Annotated in this window: 15 protein-coding genes; 9 read left to right on the forward strand and 6 right to left on the reverse strand. The window is 58.0% G+C overall.

The features are described from left to right. The first annotated feature begins 20 nt into the window (after positions 1-20). From PGH32_RS07220 to PGH32_RS07250, 7 genes are all read left to right on the forward strand, one after another. A complete protein-coding gene (locus tag PGH32_RS07220) occupies positions 21-836 on the forward strand; it encodes an ABC transporter permease (RefSeq protein WP_337893614.1) in 816 nt (271 codons plus the stop codon). Then, positions 833-1,621: an ABC transporter ATP-binding protein gene (locus PGH32_RS07225; protein WP_314420244.1), complete on the forward strand. Its 789-nt coding sequence runs from the start codon at positions 833-835 to the stop codon at positions 1,619-1,621. The genes PGH32_RS07220 and PGH32_RS07225 overlap by 4 nt, the downstream gene beginning before the upstream one ends. Next, complete coding sequence (locus tag PGH32_RS07230) at positions 1,618-2,361, forward strand: urea amidolyase associated protein UAAP1 (RefSeq protein ID WP_337893615.1); 744 nt, start codon at positions 1,618-1,620, stop codon at positions 2,359-2,361. Before PGH32_RS07225 ends, PGH32_RS07230 begins: the two co-directional genes overlap by 4 nt. Next, positions 2,358-2,993 (forward strand): urea amidolyase associated protein UAAP2, encoded by a 636-nt coding sequence (locus tag PGH32_RS07235; protein ID WP_337893616.1) that lies wholly within the window; start codon positions 2,358-2,360, stop codon positions 2,991-2,993. Before PGH32_RS07230 ends, PGH32_RS07235 begins: the two co-directional genes overlap by 4 nt. After that, positions 2,984-3,148 (forward strand): hypothetical protein, encoded by a 165-nt coding sequence (locus PGH32_RS07240; protein ID WP_337893617.1) that lies wholly within the window; start codon positions 2,984-2,986, stop codon positions 3,146-3,148. Before PGH32_RS07235 ends, PGH32_RS07240 begins: the two co-directional genes overlap by 10 nt. A gap of 77 nt (positions 3,149-3,225) precedes the next feature. Then, positions 3,226-6,825, forward strand: coding sequence for an urea carboxylase (gene uca, locus PGH32_RS07245; protein ID WP_337893618.1), 3,600 nt, complete (start codon positions 3,226-3,228; stop codon positions 6,823-6,825). 162 nt (positions 6,826-6,987) lie between these two features. Next, positions 6,988-7,218 carry a DUF1272 domain-containing protein gene (locus PGH32_RS07250; RefSeq protein WP_337893619.1) on the forward strand — a complete coding sequence of 77 codons (231 nt, stop codon included), beginning with the start codon at positions 6,988-6,990 and terminating at the stop codon, positions 7,216-7,218. 59 nt (positions 7,219-7,277) lie between these two features. Here the strand turns inward: PGH32_RS07250 and PGH32_RS07255 are convergent, their stop codons facing one another. Continuing rightward, positions 7,278-8,189, reverse strand: a complete 912-nt coding sequence (locus PGH32_RS07255) for a LysR family transcriptional regulator (protein ID WP_337893620.1) — start codon at positions 8,187-8,189, stop codon at positions 7,278-7,280. A 179-nt stretch (positions 8,190-8,368) separates the two neighbouring features. On the opposite strand from PGH32_RS07255, the gene PGH32_RS07260 reads away from it, so the two are divergent. Beyond that, positions 8,369-8,566 (forward strand): tautomerase family protein, encoded by a 198-nt coding sequence (locus tag PGH32_RS07260; RefSeq protein WP_337893621.1) that lies wholly within the window; start codon positions 8,369-8,371, stop codon positions 8,564-8,566. A 113-nt stretch (positions 8,567-8,679) separates the two neighbouring features. After that, positions 8,680-9,705 carry a quinone oxidoreductase family protein gene (locus PGH32_RS07265; RefSeq protein WP_337893622.1) on the forward strand — a complete coding sequence of 342 codons (1,026 nt, stop codon included), beginning with the start codon at positions 8,680-8,682 and terminating at the stop codon, positions 9,703-9,705. 79 nt (positions 9,706-9,784) lie between these two features. On the opposite strand, the gene PGH32_RS07270 is transcribed toward PGH32_RS07265, so the two are convergent. The 5 genes from PGH32_RS07270 to PGH32_RS07290 form a co-directional block, all read right to left on the reverse strand. Continuing rightward, complete coding sequence (locus PGH32_RS07270; protein ID WP_337893623.1) at positions 9,785-10,162, reverse strand: MmcQ/YjbR family DNA-binding protein; 378 nt, start codon at positions 10,160-10,162, stop codon at positions 9,785-9,787. 2 nt (positions 10,163-10,164) lie between these two features. Then, positions 10,165-10,671: a thioredoxin family protein gene (locus tag PGH32_RS07275; protein WP_337893624.1), complete on the reverse strand. Its 507-nt coding sequence runs from the start codon at positions 10,669-10,671 to the stop codon at positions 10,165-10,167. A 74-nt stretch (positions 10,672-10,745) separates the two neighbouring features. Continuing rightward, the gene (locus PGH32_RS07280) at positions 10,746-11,681 is read right to left on the reverse strand and encodes a ketopantoate reductase family protein (RefSeq protein ID WP_337893625.1); all 936 of its coding nucleotides are present in this window, start codon (positions 11,679-11,681) and stop codon (positions 10,746-10,748) included. A gap of 139 nt (positions 11,682-11,820) precedes the next feature. After that, the gene (locus PGH32_RS07285; RefSeq protein WP_314420258.1) at positions 11,821-13,290 is read right to left on the reverse strand and encodes a pyridoxal phosphate-dependent decarboxylase family protein; all 1,470 of its coding nucleotides are present in this window, start codon (positions 13,288-13,290) and stop codon (positions 11,821-11,823) included. Positions 13,291-13,304: 14 nt separating this feature from the next. Continuing rightward, positions 13,305-14,690: a diaminobutyrate--2-oxoglutarate transaminase gene (locus PGH32_RS07290; RefSeq protein WP_314420260.1), complete on the reverse strand. Its 1,386-nt coding sequence runs from the start codon at positions 14,688-14,690 to the stop codon at positions 13,305-13,307. Positions 14,691-14,986 lie beyond the last annotated feature (296 nt).

Genomic DNA, 14,986 nt, shown 5'->3' on the forward strand with positions numbered 1-14,986 from the left:
TGGCGCAAGGAGTTAACGCGATGCGGCAAATTAACCGTCACCCGACGCCAGGCGCGCGCCTGATGCTGATACTGCTGCCTTTTGTACTGGTGATTGCCGCCTGGCTGATCGGTTCGGCCATCCGCCTGGAGGCCAATCCGCAGGACAAGCTGCTGCCGGGGCTGGGGCAGATGATCGACGCCGTGCACCGGATGGCCTTCGTGGCGGATAAACGCAGCGGCGACTATCTGTTCTGGACGGACACGCTGGTCAGCCTGGCCCGTCTGCTGGCCGGGCTGGGCATTGCCGCGCTGCTGGGACTGTGCTTCGGCATTGCCTCCGGGGTTTTCCCCATGCTGCGTGCGCCGCTGTCGACCTTTATGACGGTGATTTCAATGGTGCCGCCGCTGGCGATACTGCCGGTGCTGTTTATCGTCTTCGGCCTGGACGAGCTGTCGAAGGTGATGCTGATTGTCATTGGCGTCACGCCGATGCTGGCGCGGGATCTGGAGCAGCGGGCGCGGGAGATCCCGGTGGAGATCCTGATCAAGGCGCAAACGCTGGGGGCCAGCAGCTGGACGCTGGTCCTGCGCGTGGTGCTGCCGCAGCTGCTCTCCCGGCTGCTGGTGTCGCTGAGATTGATGCTGGGCGCGGCGTGGTTGTTCCTGATCTCCGCCGAGGCGATTTCCGCCACCGCCGGGCTGGGCTACCGCATCTTTCTGGTGCGTCGCTATATGGCGATGGATGTGATCCTGCCCTACGTGGTGTGGATCACTCTGCTGGCCTGGCTGATGGATCTCGGCCTGCGCTATCTGAATCGCAAATGGTTCCCGTGGTCGACAGGAGCACAGTCATGAGTTTTATCGTCATCGACAACATCTGGCAGGAATACGGGCGCCACGTGGTGCTGGAACGGCTCAATCTGCAGATTGCCGAAGGGGAGTTCTGCACCATGGTGGGCGCTTCCGGCTGCGGGAAATCGACCTTTCTGCGCCTGCTGCTGGGGCAGGAAAAACCGAGCCGTGGGGAAATCCGGCTGGCCGGGGAGGTGCTCAGGCCGGAACCGGACATTTCACGCGGCGTGGTGTTCCAGCGCTATTCCGTCTTTCCTCACCTCAGCGTGCTGGACAACGTCACCATCGGACTGGAGCTGCCGCGTTCGCGCTGGAGCGGCCGTCTGTTCGGTCAGCAAAAGCGGCAGGCGAGGGAGAAGGCCGCCGCGCTGCTGGTGCGGGTGGGGCTTGGCCACGCGCTGAACAAATATCCCGCCCAGCTGTCGGGCGGCATGCAGCAGCGGCTGGCGATTGCTCAGGCGTTCATTATGCAGCCGCGCGTGCTGCTGCTCGACGAGCCTTTTGGCGCACTCGACCCCGGCATCCGAAAAGATATGCACCAGCTGCTGCTGGAACTGTGGCAGGAAACCCGCCTGACGGTGTTTATGGTCACCCACGATCTGAGCGAAGGGTTCCATCTGGGCACCCGGCTGCTGGTGTTTGACAAAGTGCGTATCGATCCCCACGAACCGGAAGCGTACGGCGCCCGGATCACCTATGACATTCCGCTGAACGAACAGCGCCAGTCGCCACGAAGCATCGTGACGACCGCCGCGCCGGGTTCAGCCGTAAAGGAGCTTTCCCTGTGAATACGACTCAAGACCCTCATGCCGATGCCGAGAGCGAAGTGCTGCCCGGCGGCGGGCACACCTCATTTATTCTGCGACGCGGGCAGGTGCTGCGCATCACTGATACCACCGGCGGTGCCAACGTCAGCCTGATGATGCTGAACGCCGCAGAAAAAAGCGACCGCCTGAATCTGCCGGATACCCTGAAGGCGCAGCACACGGCGAAGCTGACCACCGGCCACTGCCTGTATTCCGATATGGGCCGCGTGCTGGCAGCCATCGTGGCGGACACCTGCGGCTGGCACGACAGCTTCGGCGGCGTGCTCAACGCGGCTGAAACAGTGGAAAAATACGGCCAGGGACGCTATCAGGAGCTGAGAAACGGCTTCTACCGCAACGGCACCGACAACCTGCTGGTCGAGATGGGCAAGTGGGATCTGAACCTGCAGGATCTGCTGATGACCCTGAACCTGTTCAGCAAAGTCACGGTGGATGCCCAGGGTCAGTTCCATTTTGAACGCGACTATTCCCCGCCGGGCAGCTACATCGAACTTTACGCGCCGCTCGACGTGCTGGTGATTATGACCGCCCTGCAGCATCCGATGGACCCCGCCACTGAATACGCCCCGCGCCCGGCCAGCCTGAGCTGGCGCGAGGCGGAGGATGCCGCCGCGCTGCTGAACTGTACCGACATCCGCGCCGAGAACGCCCGCGCGCTGATCAATACCGCCCAATTCTGCCGCCATGGAGCCACCCTATGAATCCCGTTGCCAGCACCCGAGACATTCGCGATGCGATTTACCGCCACACCATCCCGGCGGGCGAACCGTTCCTGTTCGAAGTGCGCCAGGGACAGACGGTGCGCCTGCACGACATTGAAGGCAATCAGGCGGTGGATACGCTGTTCTACAACGCCCGTAACCCGCGGGAACGCTACGATGCCCAGCGCACGCTGCGCCGGCAGAATAACGTCTACCTCACCACAGGCAGCGTCCTCTATTCCAACCTCGGCAACCCGCTGCTGACCATCGTCGCCGATACCTGCGGTCGCCACGATACACTTGGCGGAGCCTGCTCGCAGGAGAGCAACACCGTGCGCTATGCGCTGGATAAGCGCCATATGCACAGCTGTCGGGACAATTTCCTCTGCGCCAGCCTGCACGATGGCCGCCTGCAAAAGCGCGATCTTGCCGCCAATATCAACTTCTTTATGAATGTGCCGGTCACCCCGGACGGCGGATTGACCTTCGCCGACGGCATTTCGGCCGCCGGGAAATACGTGGAGCTGCGCGCCGAATGCGATGCGATGGTGCTGATCTCCAACTGCCCGCAGCTGAACAATCCCTGCAACGGCTGGAACCCGACCGCTGCCGAGGTGCTGATATGGGATTAATTCGCCAGCGCCTGCGACTGATGATGCCGCCGCGTTTCTGGCGGCGAGCGGGGCAGCTATGCCTGCGGCTGCTGGAGGCCCGCACCGCAAACTACGCGGTGCTGTCCGACCCGGCGGGCCACCTCAGCGGGCGCGCATCGACCCGCCCGCGCTAAGGCGATTTTTCTCCGGTGGACGACCACGGGAGATCGGATTGATGGCGGGACGGCCCGCCCGAGTGTGAGTTTCAACCATGTTTAAAAAAGTCCTTATAGCCAACCGTGCCACGCTGGCCTGCCGTATTTTACGCACCCTGCGCGCCATGAACGTCAGCGGCGTCTCGGTCTTTTCCGAAGCGGACGCCGGCAGTCTGCATATCAGCCAGGCCGATGAGGCCATCAGCCTCGGCGACGGCCCTGCGGCGCAAACCTACCTGGCGGTGGATAAAATTATCGCCGCCGCGCGGGAAAGCGGTGCGCAGGCCATCCACCCGGGTTACGGCTTCCTGTCTGAAAATGCGGCGTTTGCCGAAGCCTGCGAGGCAGCCGGTATCAGCTTTATCGGCCCGACGGCGGAGCAGCTGCGGCTGTTTGGTCTGAAGCACACCGCCCGCGATCTGGCACGTCGTCAGGGCGTGCCGCTACTCGAGGGCAGCGATCTGCTGGACAGCGTTGAGGATGCGCTGACTACCGCCGAAACCGTTGGCTATCCGGTGATGCTGAAAAGCACCGCGGGCGGCGGCGGCATTGGCATGCGCGTCTGTCGGGACGCCGGCGAGCTGGCCGACGCCTTTGCCACGGTAAAACGGTTGGGCGAAAACAACTTCAGCGACGGCGGCGTATTTATTGAAAAGTACATCACCCGTGCGCGCCATCTGGAAGTGCAGGTCTTCGGTGACGGTGCCGGCGAAGTCATCGCCCTCGGCGTGCGCGACTGCTCCATTCAGCGCCGTAACCAGAAAGTGATAGAGGAAACCCCGGCACCCAATCTGCCGGAAGGCATGGCCGAGGCGCTGTGCGGCGCGGCGATCAAGCTGGCCAAAGCGGTCAGCTACCGCAGCGCCGGCACCGTTGAATTTGTTTACGACAGCGAAGGGCAGCAGTTTTACTTCCTGGAGGTGAACACCCGTCTGCAGGTGGAGCACGGCGTCACCGAGCAGGTGTGGGGCGTGGATCTGGTTCGCTGGATGATCGCACTGGCCGCCGGAGAACTGCCGCCGCTGGCGGAACTGGCGGCAGAATTGCAGCCGCAGGGGCATTCGATTCAGGCGCGGCTGTATGCGGAAGATCCCGCCCGCCAGTTCCAGCCATCGCCCGGGCTGCTGACCGAGGTTCGCTTCCCGGAAGCGGACGGCCGGCGGCTGCGCATTGACAGCTGGGTAGAGGCGGGCTGCGAGATCCCGCCGTTCTTTGACCCGCTGCTGGCAAAAGTCATCACCTGGGCAGAAAGCCGGGAAGAGGCCACAGCCGCACTCAGCAACGCGCTGGGCGACACCCGCCTGTACGGTGTGGAAACCAACCGCCAGTACCTGCAGCAGATCCTGGCCGCCCGGCCTTTCGCCAGCGGCCAGCCGTGGACGCGGTGCCTGGAGCAGCTGGTGTATCAAGCCGAGACCGTCGAGGTGCTGCAGCCCGGCACGCAGACGACGGTGCAGGATTATCCCGGCAGGCAGGGTTACTGGGCGGTCGGCGTGCCGCCATCCGGCCCCATGGATGACCGCGCGCTGCGGCTGGGCAACCGGCTGTTGGACAATGCTGCGAGCGAGGCGGCGCTGGAAATCACCCTCAGCGGCCCGACGCTGCGCTTTAATACCGGGGCCGTTATCGCCATTACCGGTGCCGACATCGCCATCGAACTGGACGATGTGCCGCAGCCGATGAATACCGTGCTGGCGGTGGCCGCCGGTTCGGTACTGCGGCTGGGCGGGATCGCCAGCGCCGGCGCACGCAGCTATCTCTGCCTGCGCGGTGGTATTGCCGTACCGGAGTATCTCGGCAGCAAAAGTACCTTTACCCTCGGTCAGTTTGGCGGCCACGCGGGCCGCGCCTTACGCACCGGCGATGTGCTGCATCTTGCCGCCGGCAATGGCGGGCCGGTGGGCGCGTCGCTGCCGGCGGCGCTGTGCCCGCCGCTGCCAGAAGTGCGTACCCTGCGGGTGATTTACGGCCCGCACGGCGCGCCCGAGTATTTCACCGCCGACTGGATCGGCGTGTTCTTCGCCACCGAGTGGCAGGTTCACTTTAACTCCAGCCGCACCGGCGTGCGGCTGATTGGCCCGAAACCGGAGTGGGTGCGGGAAAGCGGCGGCGAAGCGGGGCTGCATCCGTCGAATATTCACGATAATCCGTACGCGGTGGGCGCGGTCGATTTTACCGGCGATATGCCGGTGATCCTCGGCCCGGACGGCCCGAGCCTGGGGGGATTTGTCTGCCCGGTCACCGTAATTGAAGCGGATCTCTGGCAGCTCGGCCAGCTGAAGGCGGGCGACCGCCTGCGCTTTGTGCCGGTCGATGTGGCGACCGCGCGGCGGCTGGTGGCCGTTCGTCAAAGCGAGGTGGCAACGCTTCAGCCGCAGGTGAGCCGCTGGGAAGCCGCATCCGTGAGTTCACCCGTGGTGCTGGACCGTGGTCACGACGATCGGCGGCTGGTTGCCCGCCTGTCGGGGGATACCCATCTGCTGCTGGAAATCGGCGCGGCGGAGCTGGATCTGGTGCTGCGCTTCCGTGCGCACGCCCTGATGCAGGCGCTGGAAGCGCTGGAGCATCCGGCGATGATTGACCTCACGCCCGGTATTCGTTCACTGCAAATTCACTACCGCCCGGAGGATCTGCCGCTGGAGGCACTGCTGGCGCTGATTGCACCGCTGTGGGATGCGGTTTGCCAGCAGCAGGATCTGCGCGTGCCCTCGCGTGAGGTCTGGCTGCCGCTCTCCTGGGACGATCCGGCGTGCCAGCAGGCGATTGATAAATATATGACCACCGTGCGCCGCGATGCGCCCTGGTGCCCTAGCAACCTGGAGTTTATCCGCCGGATTAACGACCTGCCCGATATCGATGCGGTGTTCCGCACGGTGTTTGAAGCCAGCTATCTGGTCATGGGGCTGGGCGACGTCTATCTGGGCGCTCCGGTGGCGACGCCGCTCGATCCGCGCCATCGTCTGGTAACCACCAAGTACAATCCGGCGCGCACCTGGACCGCCGAGAACTCCGTCGGCATCGGCGGTGCCTACCTGTGCGTTTACGGCATGGAAGGGCCGGGAGGCTATCAGTTCGTTGGCCGCACCCTGCAGATGTGGAACCGCTATCGCAGCGTGGCGGACTTTAACGGCAAGCCCTGGCTGCTGCGCTTCTTCGACCGTATTCGCTTCTTTCCGGTCAGCGCCGACGAGCTGGCAACCATCCGCCGCGACTTCCCGCTGGGGCGCTATCCGCTAAGAATTGAACAGAGCGAGCTGGCGCTGGCCGACTATCAGGATTTTCTGACACAGGAGAGCCAGAGTATTACGGCGTTCCGCGACCATCAGCAGTCAGCCTTTGACGCCGAACGCCAGCGCTGGATAGCCTCTGGCCAGGCGCACTTTGACAGCCAGGAAGAAGCGGCGGTTGAGGACGAATATCAACCGCTGGCGGTGGGGCATTACGCGGTGGATAGCAGCATTGCCGGTAATCTGTGGCAGGTCAGCGTGAATGTGGGTGACAGCGTCACTAAAGGCCAGGCGCTGGTGATCCTGGAGTCGATGAAAATGGAGATCCCGCTGCTGGCCCCCTGCAACGGCATCGTGCGCGAGGTGCGTGCCGTACCCGGCTCCGCCGTCAGGGCCGGGCAGTGCGTGGTGGTCATCGAGCAGGACTGATCGCGCAGACATTCTTGTACAGGTGCCGTTCTGCCTGGCGCGGGTATTCACCCAGGGGCAGCGACCCTGTCCCGTTCTGTCCGTTTGTTGTCCGAAAACGGTATTTCGCCGACGGCAAACGGACGGTATGCTGAGTAAAAAAAGACGACGAGGATGGGGTAAATGCTGGAACTACGACCGGGATGTGAATACTGCGATATCAATCTGCCGCCGGAGTCGCTGGACGCGGTAATCTGTTCGTTTGAGTGCACCTTCTGCCGCGACTGCGCGGAAAAGCATTTACAGGGGAAATGCCCGAACTGCGGCGGCGAGCTGGTGCGCCGGCCGATCCGCCCGGCGATCAAGCTGGAGAAGTTCCCGGCTTCGACGGTGAGGGTGCTGAGGGACGCCTGACGCGCAACGTAAAAATAAACGCCCGGAAAATTCCCGGGCATTTTTTTGCTTAATATCTTTTATTTCTGGTCAGAGGGCGTCATGAACTCAATGAATTTTCTTGTTTTCAGGGGGATATAACGTGCATAGGGATAAATCAGGATGAACGGACGTGTTGTTCCGGCATATTCTTGCAGTACTTCTACCAGTTCCCCTCGTTGTAACTCTTGCTCGACAGTGAATCGATATACCTGCATAAGTCCGGCACCGTTTTTGACTAATGTCAGGGTGGCAAGAAAATCCTGCTGACACAGTAAACGCCCTGACGTTTCCACTTTTACAGTGTCCCCCTGTGTACGAAATGTCCACGGTATTCTTCTGCCACTACTGGGTAAGGAATACTGAATACATTCATGCTCCATTAGTTCGGAAAGATCGCGGGGTGCAGAATGCTGTTGCAGGTATGAGACTGAAGCCACAATGATGAGTTCAGCATCCTCAAGGCGACGGGCAATTAATCCGGAATCCTGTAACTCACTGCCTCTGATCGCAACATCATAGTTATCCTCTGCGAAATTAATATTCTGATTGCTGACCTCCAGATTGATTTTCAACTGGGGATAGAGGGAACAGAACTCATTCAGCCGTGGGAGCAAGCGGTAATGCGCATAGAGAGTCGGGACGCTAATACTGAGTACCCCGACCGGAACCTGATGTTCTCCTGAAATTCTGTTTTCGGCTTCAATGAGCTGATTCAACGCATTTCGACAGTCCAGGTAATAACGTTGCCCCGTCTCGGTTGTTCTCATACTGCGTGTCGTTCTGATGAACAATCGGGTTTGTAATCTCTTTTCGAGTCTGGCAACAGAACGGCTGACTGCTGCCGGAGTGACTCCTGCTGCGTTAGCAGCAGACGTAAAACTACCGGTTTCTACGGTAAGACAGAATAATTCGATGCTACCCGTTTGCATGTCATCAAAATAGCGCTGCATAACAACCTGATAGATTAGTTACATGATGTATAAACTGTAATGACACCCCCTCTATTTTTCAACCTTCAGGAATGAGTTATCTTCGTTTGCAACATGAAATGCACAAACCCAGGTTCTGGAGCCCGACCAGACATTATGGGATTGTGATTTCATGACCACCTGAGGGAGACGAAAATAAAATGCCATATATCAATATTAAAGTGACGGATGAAGGTGTTACTGCCGAACAAAAAAAACGGTTGATTGAAGGAGCTACAAATCTGCTTAATCAGGTTCTCGACAAACCTAAATCGACGATATTTGTCGTCATCGATGAAATCATGACGGATAACTGGGGGGTCGGTGGAGAGACCGTTACAGCACTCCGTAAAAAATAAACAAGCGCTAAAATAGCACTCAATATTATATATTAATTGATATTTGCATCGTATATTTAGCCCACATCATTGTTGAAAATTGTAATCTATCACTATGGACTGGAGATGTTAAAATGAAAGCTGCTGTTATTCATAAGTTTGGTGGACCTGAAGAAATAAAATATGAAGAAATCCAGATGCCACAGCCTGGCCGCGGTGAAGTTCTGATTAAAACACTCGCAGTTGGTACCAACCGACTTGATCATTATGTTCGTTTAGGTCAAATTTCGCCTGAATTAAAATTCCCCCATATATTGGGTTCTGATGCCGTCGGTCAGGTTATAAAACTGGGGGAGGGTGTATCTGGATTTAATATCGGCGATCGTGTTATCTCTATGCCGGGTTATCCGTTGGACCCATCGGAATCAAGTGTTCGTCCGGTTACAGTAGCCAGTAGCTACGCTATTCCGGGTGTTCATATTCAGGGAACGTACTCTGAATATATTGTTGTGCCTGCGCAGTGGTTACTCATTGATAATACAGGTTTACCTGTTGAACAAATTGCCGCACTTCCAGTGCCGCTACTCATCGCGATTCGTTCTGTTGAAATTGTTGGTGAAGTTAAGGCGGGAGAGACTGTCCTGGTACATGCAGGGGCATCAAGTACGGGAATGATGAGTATTCAGGTTTCAAAAGCACTGGGTGCTCGCGTAGTAACGACAGTACAAAGTCCAGGTTCAGCTAAGATAGCGAAAGACAGTGGTGCCGATTTTATTATTAACACCTCTGAACAGGATTTTGTTTCAGCTATCAATGAATGGACAGGAGGTAAAGGCGTTGACGTTGCTATTGACAACTTAGGCGGCGATACCCTTCAAAAAACAATTAATGTAGTGCGCCCGCAGGGTATTATAGTCTCAATGGGTTTTATGGCAGGCACACAGGCGACAATAGATATTCGTAACTTCTTCTTTTCTCAAAAACAGCTGCGAGGCACACTGGTTGGCGATATTGAAGACTTTTCAAGATGGCTTCCGGCTATTAAGAAAGGTTTAATCAAGCCACTGGTTGACAGTACGATGCCGTTGTCCCTGGCCGCTCAGGCTCACGAGCGAATTGCAAACAACCAGACACGAGGATCAATTATACTTATCCCTTGATAGCATTATTTCCCTGCCATAAAGCAACCTGCTTCCATAACAGCAGGTTGCTTGCCAAAACAATGTTATTCCTGCCATATCAACCAATGTTATCCGTTTCCCAAACGGAGCGTTTATATTTCGGCACGCCCTTGAGTACCAGCCGCCAGGAATCATTCACCAACTGTTCAACCAGCCCGGCGCTGATCTTCTCTCCCGGATGCACCGAAATCCAGTGGCGTTTATTCATATGATAGCCGGGGTGGATCGAGTCATAGATCGCCCGGTGCAGCTCACCCTGTTCCTGCTGGCACTTCAGGGTGATAATTTTTTCCCCGCGCAGCTCGGTCAGCAGCAAAAACACTTTATCCGCCACCTTAAACACCTGATGCTCCGGGCCAAAGGGGTAGCTGCATTCGGAGCCGGAAAGCAGTTCGGCGGCGGCGATCGCCGCCGCATGGATCTGGCCGCCGTCCATGATTAAGACTGCCCGTGCTGAATAACCGCCACGATATCCGCCACCGTATCCGCCAGGCGCTCGCCCTGCTTATAAGACATTAGCGTCTGTTCATCACCGTTGAGCACCGACTGCGGGCGTTCAATAAAGGTGCCGATCGGCTTCAAACCGGCATCAAGGATCGCCGCAAACGGGATCTTGACCTTTTCCACGCCAAACTGCTGCTGGAACAGCGCAGTCGCCTGGTCGCGGGTAATGATGCGCATCTTCATATCCGGTGCCAGACGGCACAATGCCTGGAAAGCCGGCACGTTGCGCAGGCAGTCCGGGCACCACATTTCTGCCGCCACCAGCAGCGTGTAGCTGCCGTTCAGGCGTTCTATGTCGGCTTTCAGTTCCGCCGTCAGAAAACCGGCGCGTTCGGTTTTCGCCTGCTCGCGCAGCAGATGCTGGATCTGCTCATCATTGCCCTGGCTGATAAACTGCGGATAGTCGACGCCCGAATCGATCAGTGTGTTGAAATCTGTCACCTGCTGCTCCCAAAGGTTAAGAATGATGCGTTATTAGCCTGCGCGGTGCTGACGTTACCGCACCGCGCAGAGTGTCACTGCGTTGACGATGATGTCTGACGCTGTAGCTGGTAAACCTGCAGGTTGACCCACACCGCATTCAGCAGCGGAATGGCCAGCCGGTGGCGCTCCGCGCGCTCAACCAGATCGCCAATAATCTGTTCCGCCTCAATATCATAGCCCTGCATCAGATCGCGGTACATCGAGGATGTCAGCGGGGTTTCCGGATTGCTGAGCCAGGTTAAAATGCCGTCGGCCTGCGCCTGTCGGTGCGGGTAACCTTCGGCAACCAGCGTAGAAAGCACCTCCTGAAACAGGCCGCTTAACATCGCCTGACCGCCGCCAGAGGCGATCACCTGGCGGGTATCGCCGCGCGCCAGGCAGGTTACCGCACCCAGCGTACTCAGCAGCAGCCATTTTTCCCACAGCTCGCAGGCAATATCCTCGCTGAGGAAGGCGTCGAAGCCGCAGCGGCGCAGGGTAGCGTCAAGCCGCTGTAGCGCCTCGCCGTTATCACCGTTCAGCGCGCCGTAGTAGAGCTGGTGCAGCGGGGAGAGCTGGACAATTTCGCCCTCAGGCCCGAGCGTGGCGTGGATTTTACACAGCCCGCCGATAACGTGACGGTCGCCAAAGCGCTGGCGAAGTAAATCGATATGCCGCATGCCGTTGAGAATGGGCAGGATCAGCGTATCCGGACCGACGGCCGGCGCAATATCCTCCATCGCCTGGTTCAGCCCAAAGCCCTTCACCGTCAGCACGATAAGATCGTAAGGGGTTTTGATGTCCCGGGCGAGAAGGGTGACGGGCCAGAGCGTGTTCCGCCCCTGCGGGGTTTCAAGGATCAATCCGTCTTTTTCTAACTGCTGCCGGCGGCGCTCACGCAGCAGGAAGGTTACATCGCGCCCGGCCTGCGCCAGTCGTGCACCAAAGTAGCCGCCGGTCGCACCGGCCCCGACAATCAAAATACGCATAGCTCACTCCATCGTTGCGAACCAGAATGGTCAGACTCCGTGAACCGGTATGCTATCAATCTCCCGGCGCGATGGGCAACAAAAAAGCCGGTGACATTGCTGTCACCGGCTTTCAGTTAAGTCCCTGAGGGGGGAGAAATTACGCCGCGATCTGCTCGGCGGTTTTTTCTACCAGCGCCAGCAGCACTTTGATGTCTTCCAGCGTGACCGTCGGGTTCAGCAGCGTCAGCTTCAAGCAGGTTACGCCATCTGCTTCGGTTACGCCGACGTTGGCGCGGCCAGATTCCAGCAGCACATCACCGATTTTCTGGTTGAACAGCGCCAAAGCCGTATCGCCCGCGTCGGAAAGCTGCTGCGTGCGGTAGCGGAACAGCACGCTGGCCAGCTGCGGCTGCATCACCAGCTCCAGCGCCGGCTGCTCGCTGACGTACTGAGCCACTTCCTGCGCCAGCGTCACGCCGTGATCGATGATCTCCGCATACTGTTTCTGGCCCAGCGCTTCCAGACCCATCCACAGCTTCAGTGCATCAAAGCGGCGGGTGGTCTGCAGCGATTTAGACACCAGGTTCGGTACGCCCTGAGCTTCATCGAACTCGGAGTTCAGGTAGGCCGCCTGATAGCGCATCAGCTCGTAATGACGCGCTTCCTTCAGCAGGAACGCGCCGCAGCTGATGGTCTGGAAGAACTGCTTGTGGAAGTCCAGGGTAATGGAATCCACCAGCTCCAGGCCGTCCAGGTAGTCGCGATACTTCTCGGACAGCAGCAGCGCGCCGCCCCATGCCGCATCAACGTGAACCCAAATCTGCCGCTCGGCGGCCAGCTCGGCAATCGCCCGCAGCGGGTCGATAGCGCCCGCGTCGGTGGTGCCGGCCGTTGCCACGATAGCCAGAATCTGCTCGCCGTTAGCATCCGCCTGCGCCAGTTTCTCCTGTAGATCGTTAAGATCCATACGCGAGAAGCGGTCGGTTTTAACCAGCGTCACCGACTGATAGCCCAGACCCAGCAGCGCCATGTTCTTCTGTACGGAGAAGTGCGCATGCTCGGAGCAGAGAACACGGATTTTCTTCAGGTTGCCGACCAGGCCATCCTGCTGAACGGAGTGCCCCTGACGGGCAAAGAAGGCATCACGTGCCAGCATCAGGCCCATCAGATTGCTCTGGGTGCCGCCGCTGGTGAATACCCCGGCATCGCCGGGCTGATAGCCAACCTGGGTGCGCAGCCATTCAATCAGCTTCATCTCAATGATGGTCGCTGACGGGCTTTGATCCCATGAGTCCATGCTCTGGTTGGTGGCGTTAATCAGCACTTCCGCCGCCTGGCTGACCACCAGGCTAGGGCAGTGCAGGTGCGCCACGCACTGCGGATGATGGACCGCAAGGCTGTCTTTCAGGAAGTATTCAACCGCACGCTCAATCGCGGCCTGATTACCCAGCCCCTGCGGATTGAAATCAAGCGTAATACGCTCGCGCAGTTCGGCAACGGTTTTACCCTGATACATCTCGGGCTGCTGCAGCCACTGGGCTACCGCTTCGCTACTCTGGGCAATCGCCTGACGATAGGCTTCAGTGCTTTGCGCTGAACCTGCCAGAATCGGGTTTAACCTGGACATCGAATTCACTCCACTCAGACCGGTTTTACGCCGCTGGCAAGCAGGGCGTTTTCAAATTTATCCAGGAAAATTTCCAGTTCGCGATCGGTGATCAGCAGGGAAGGCAGCAGGCGCAGCACGCAGCCATCGCGTCCACCGCGTTCCAGGATCAGACCGTTTTCGAAGCATTTTTTCTGCAGCAGCGCCGACAGCGCGCCGTCAGCCGGGTAGCAACCCATGTGATCCTGCGCTTCGTTTGGCTTCACGATCTCAATACCGATCATCATGCCCAGGCCGCGCACGTGGCCAAGAACCGGGTAACGCTGCTGCATTTCAGCCAGCTTACCTTTCAGCCATTCGCCCTGCGCCGCGACTTTACCGGCCACGTTGTTTTCTTTCAGGTGCTTCAGCGTGGTCAGGCCGGTAGCCATCGCCAGCTGGTTGCCACGGAAAGTACCGGTGTGGTGGCCAGGAGACCAGGCATCGAACTCTTTCTTAATGCCCAGTACGGCCAGCGGCAGACCGCCGCCAACGGCTTTGGACATCACGATGATGTCTGGCTCAATGCCCGCGTGTTCAAAGGCAAACAGCTTACCGGTACGGGCAAAGCCAGCCTGCACTTCATCAATGATCAGCAGGATGCCGTGCTCGCGGGTTACCTTACGGATGCGCTGCAGCCACTCGGCAGGAGCCGGGTTCACGCCGCCTTCGCCCTGAACGGCTTCCAGGATCACCGCAGCAGGCTTACGCACGCCGCTTTCAACGTCGTTGATCAGGTTGTCGAAGTAGTAGGTCAGTGCCTTAACGCCGGCCTCACCGCCGATACCCAGCGGGCAGCGGTATTCGTGCGGATACGGCATAAACTGCACTTCCGGCATCATACCGTTTACCGCTTCTTTTGGTGACAGGTTACCGGTCACCGCCAGCGCACCGTGGGTCATACCGTGGTAGCCACCGGAGAAGCTGATCACGCCGGAACGGCCGGTCACTTTTTTCGCCAGCTTCAGCGCGGCTTCAACGGCATCAGCGCCGGAAGGACCGGTGAACTGCAGGCAGTACTCTTTACCCTGGCCCGGCAGTAAAGAAAGCAGATATTCTGAGAAGCTGTCTTTCAACGGCGTCGTCAGATCGAGTGTATGTAACGGCAAGCCGCTGGTAATGACATTTTGGATGCTTTGCAGGATATCAGGATGGTTGTGGCCCAGAGCCAGCGTTCCCGCACCGGCCAGGCAGTCAAGATATTGATTATTCTCAACATCGGTAATCCACACGCCTTCTGCTTTTGCTATTGCAAACGGCAGCTTGCGCGGATAACTCCTAACATTTGACTCAAATTCAGCCTGGCGCGCCAAATAGGTTTCATTGTTTCCTTTTAATGAATCTGCACCGAAATTATCAATACGGACTTTATCCGTCATCATATCTCTCCTACAACCGTGAGTTTCAGAACGTCACAGTTGAATAAATGAATGAAAAGTTAACTGCTGTGAAAAAACGCGGCCAATATAGGCCATTTTAAGTCGCTACTCAATGATTAATTTTAATTAGTTACGCTTATGATTTTGTTATACTAATCAATACGTTGTTGATTTGCTGAACAATCATCTTTTGGGCGAATTGTTCCAGTCGCTTTATGCATAAATTTTCGATTTATAAATATGAAAGGCAATAGCAGCAGGAAATGAAATGCTGAAAAAAGCCGCAAAAAGAGCAAATA

Source organism: Erwinia sp. SLM-02 (assembly GCF_037450285.1).
In the GTDB taxonomy this organism is placed as follows: Bacteria; Pseudomonadota; Gammaproteobacteria; order Enterobacterales; family Enterobacteriaceae; genus Erwinia.

Excerpts from the sequence above, each read along its gene's own strand:
- PGH32_RS07220 (WP_337893614.1), top strand. The coding sequence starts at position 21 with ATGCGGCAAATTAACCGTCACCCGACGCCAGGCGCGCGCCTGATGCTG.
- PGH32_RS07225 (WP_314420244.1), top strand. The coding sequence starts at position 833 with ATGAGTTTTATCGTCATCGACAACATCTGGCAGGAATACGGGCGCCAC.
- PGH32_RS07235 (WP_337893616.1), top strand. The coding sequence starts at position 2,358 with ATGAATCCCGTTGCCAGCACCCGAGACATTCGCGATGCGATTTACCGC.
- PGH32_RS07240 (WP_337893617.1), top strand. The coding sequence starts at position 2,984 with ATGGGATTAATTCGCCAGCGCCTGCGACTGATGATGCCGCCGCGTTTC.
- uca (WP_337893618.1), top strand. The coding sequence starts at position 3,226 with ATGTTTAAAAAAGTCCTTATAGCCAACCGTGCCACGCTGGCCTGCCGT.
- PGH32_RS07250 (WP_337893619.1), top strand. The coding sequence starts at position 6,988 with ATGCTGGAACTACGACCGGGATGTGAATACTGCGATATCAATCTGCCG.
- PGH32_RS07255 (WP_337893620.1), bottom strand. The coding sequence starts at position 8,189 with ATGCAGCGCTATTTTGATGACATGCAAACGGGTAGCATCGAATTATTC.
- PGH32_RS07260 (WP_337893621.1), top strand. The coding sequence starts at position 8,369 with ATGCCATATATCAATATTAAAGTGACGGATGAAGGTGTTACTGCCGAA.
- PGH32_RS07265 (WP_337893622.1), top strand. The coding sequence starts at position 8,680 with ATGAAAGCTGCTGTTATTCATAAGTTTGGTGGACCTGAAGAAATAAAA.
- PGH32_RS07270 (WP_337893623.1), bottom strand. The coding sequence starts at position 10,162 with ATGGACGGCGGCCAGATCCATGCGGCGGCGATCGCCGCCGCCGAACTG.
- PGH32_RS07280 (WP_337893625.1), bottom strand. The coding sequence starts at position 11,681 with ATGCGTATTTTGATTGTCGGGGCCGGTGCGACCGGCGGCTACTTTGGT.
- PGH32_RS07285 (WP_314420258.1), bottom strand. The coding sequence starts at position 13,290 with ATGTCCAGGTTAAACCCGATTCTGGCAGGTTCAGCGCAAAGCACTGAA.
- PGH32_RS07290 (WP_314420260.1), bottom strand. The coding sequence starts at position 14,690 with ATGATGACGGATAAAGTCCGTATTGATAATTTCGGTGCAGATTCATTA.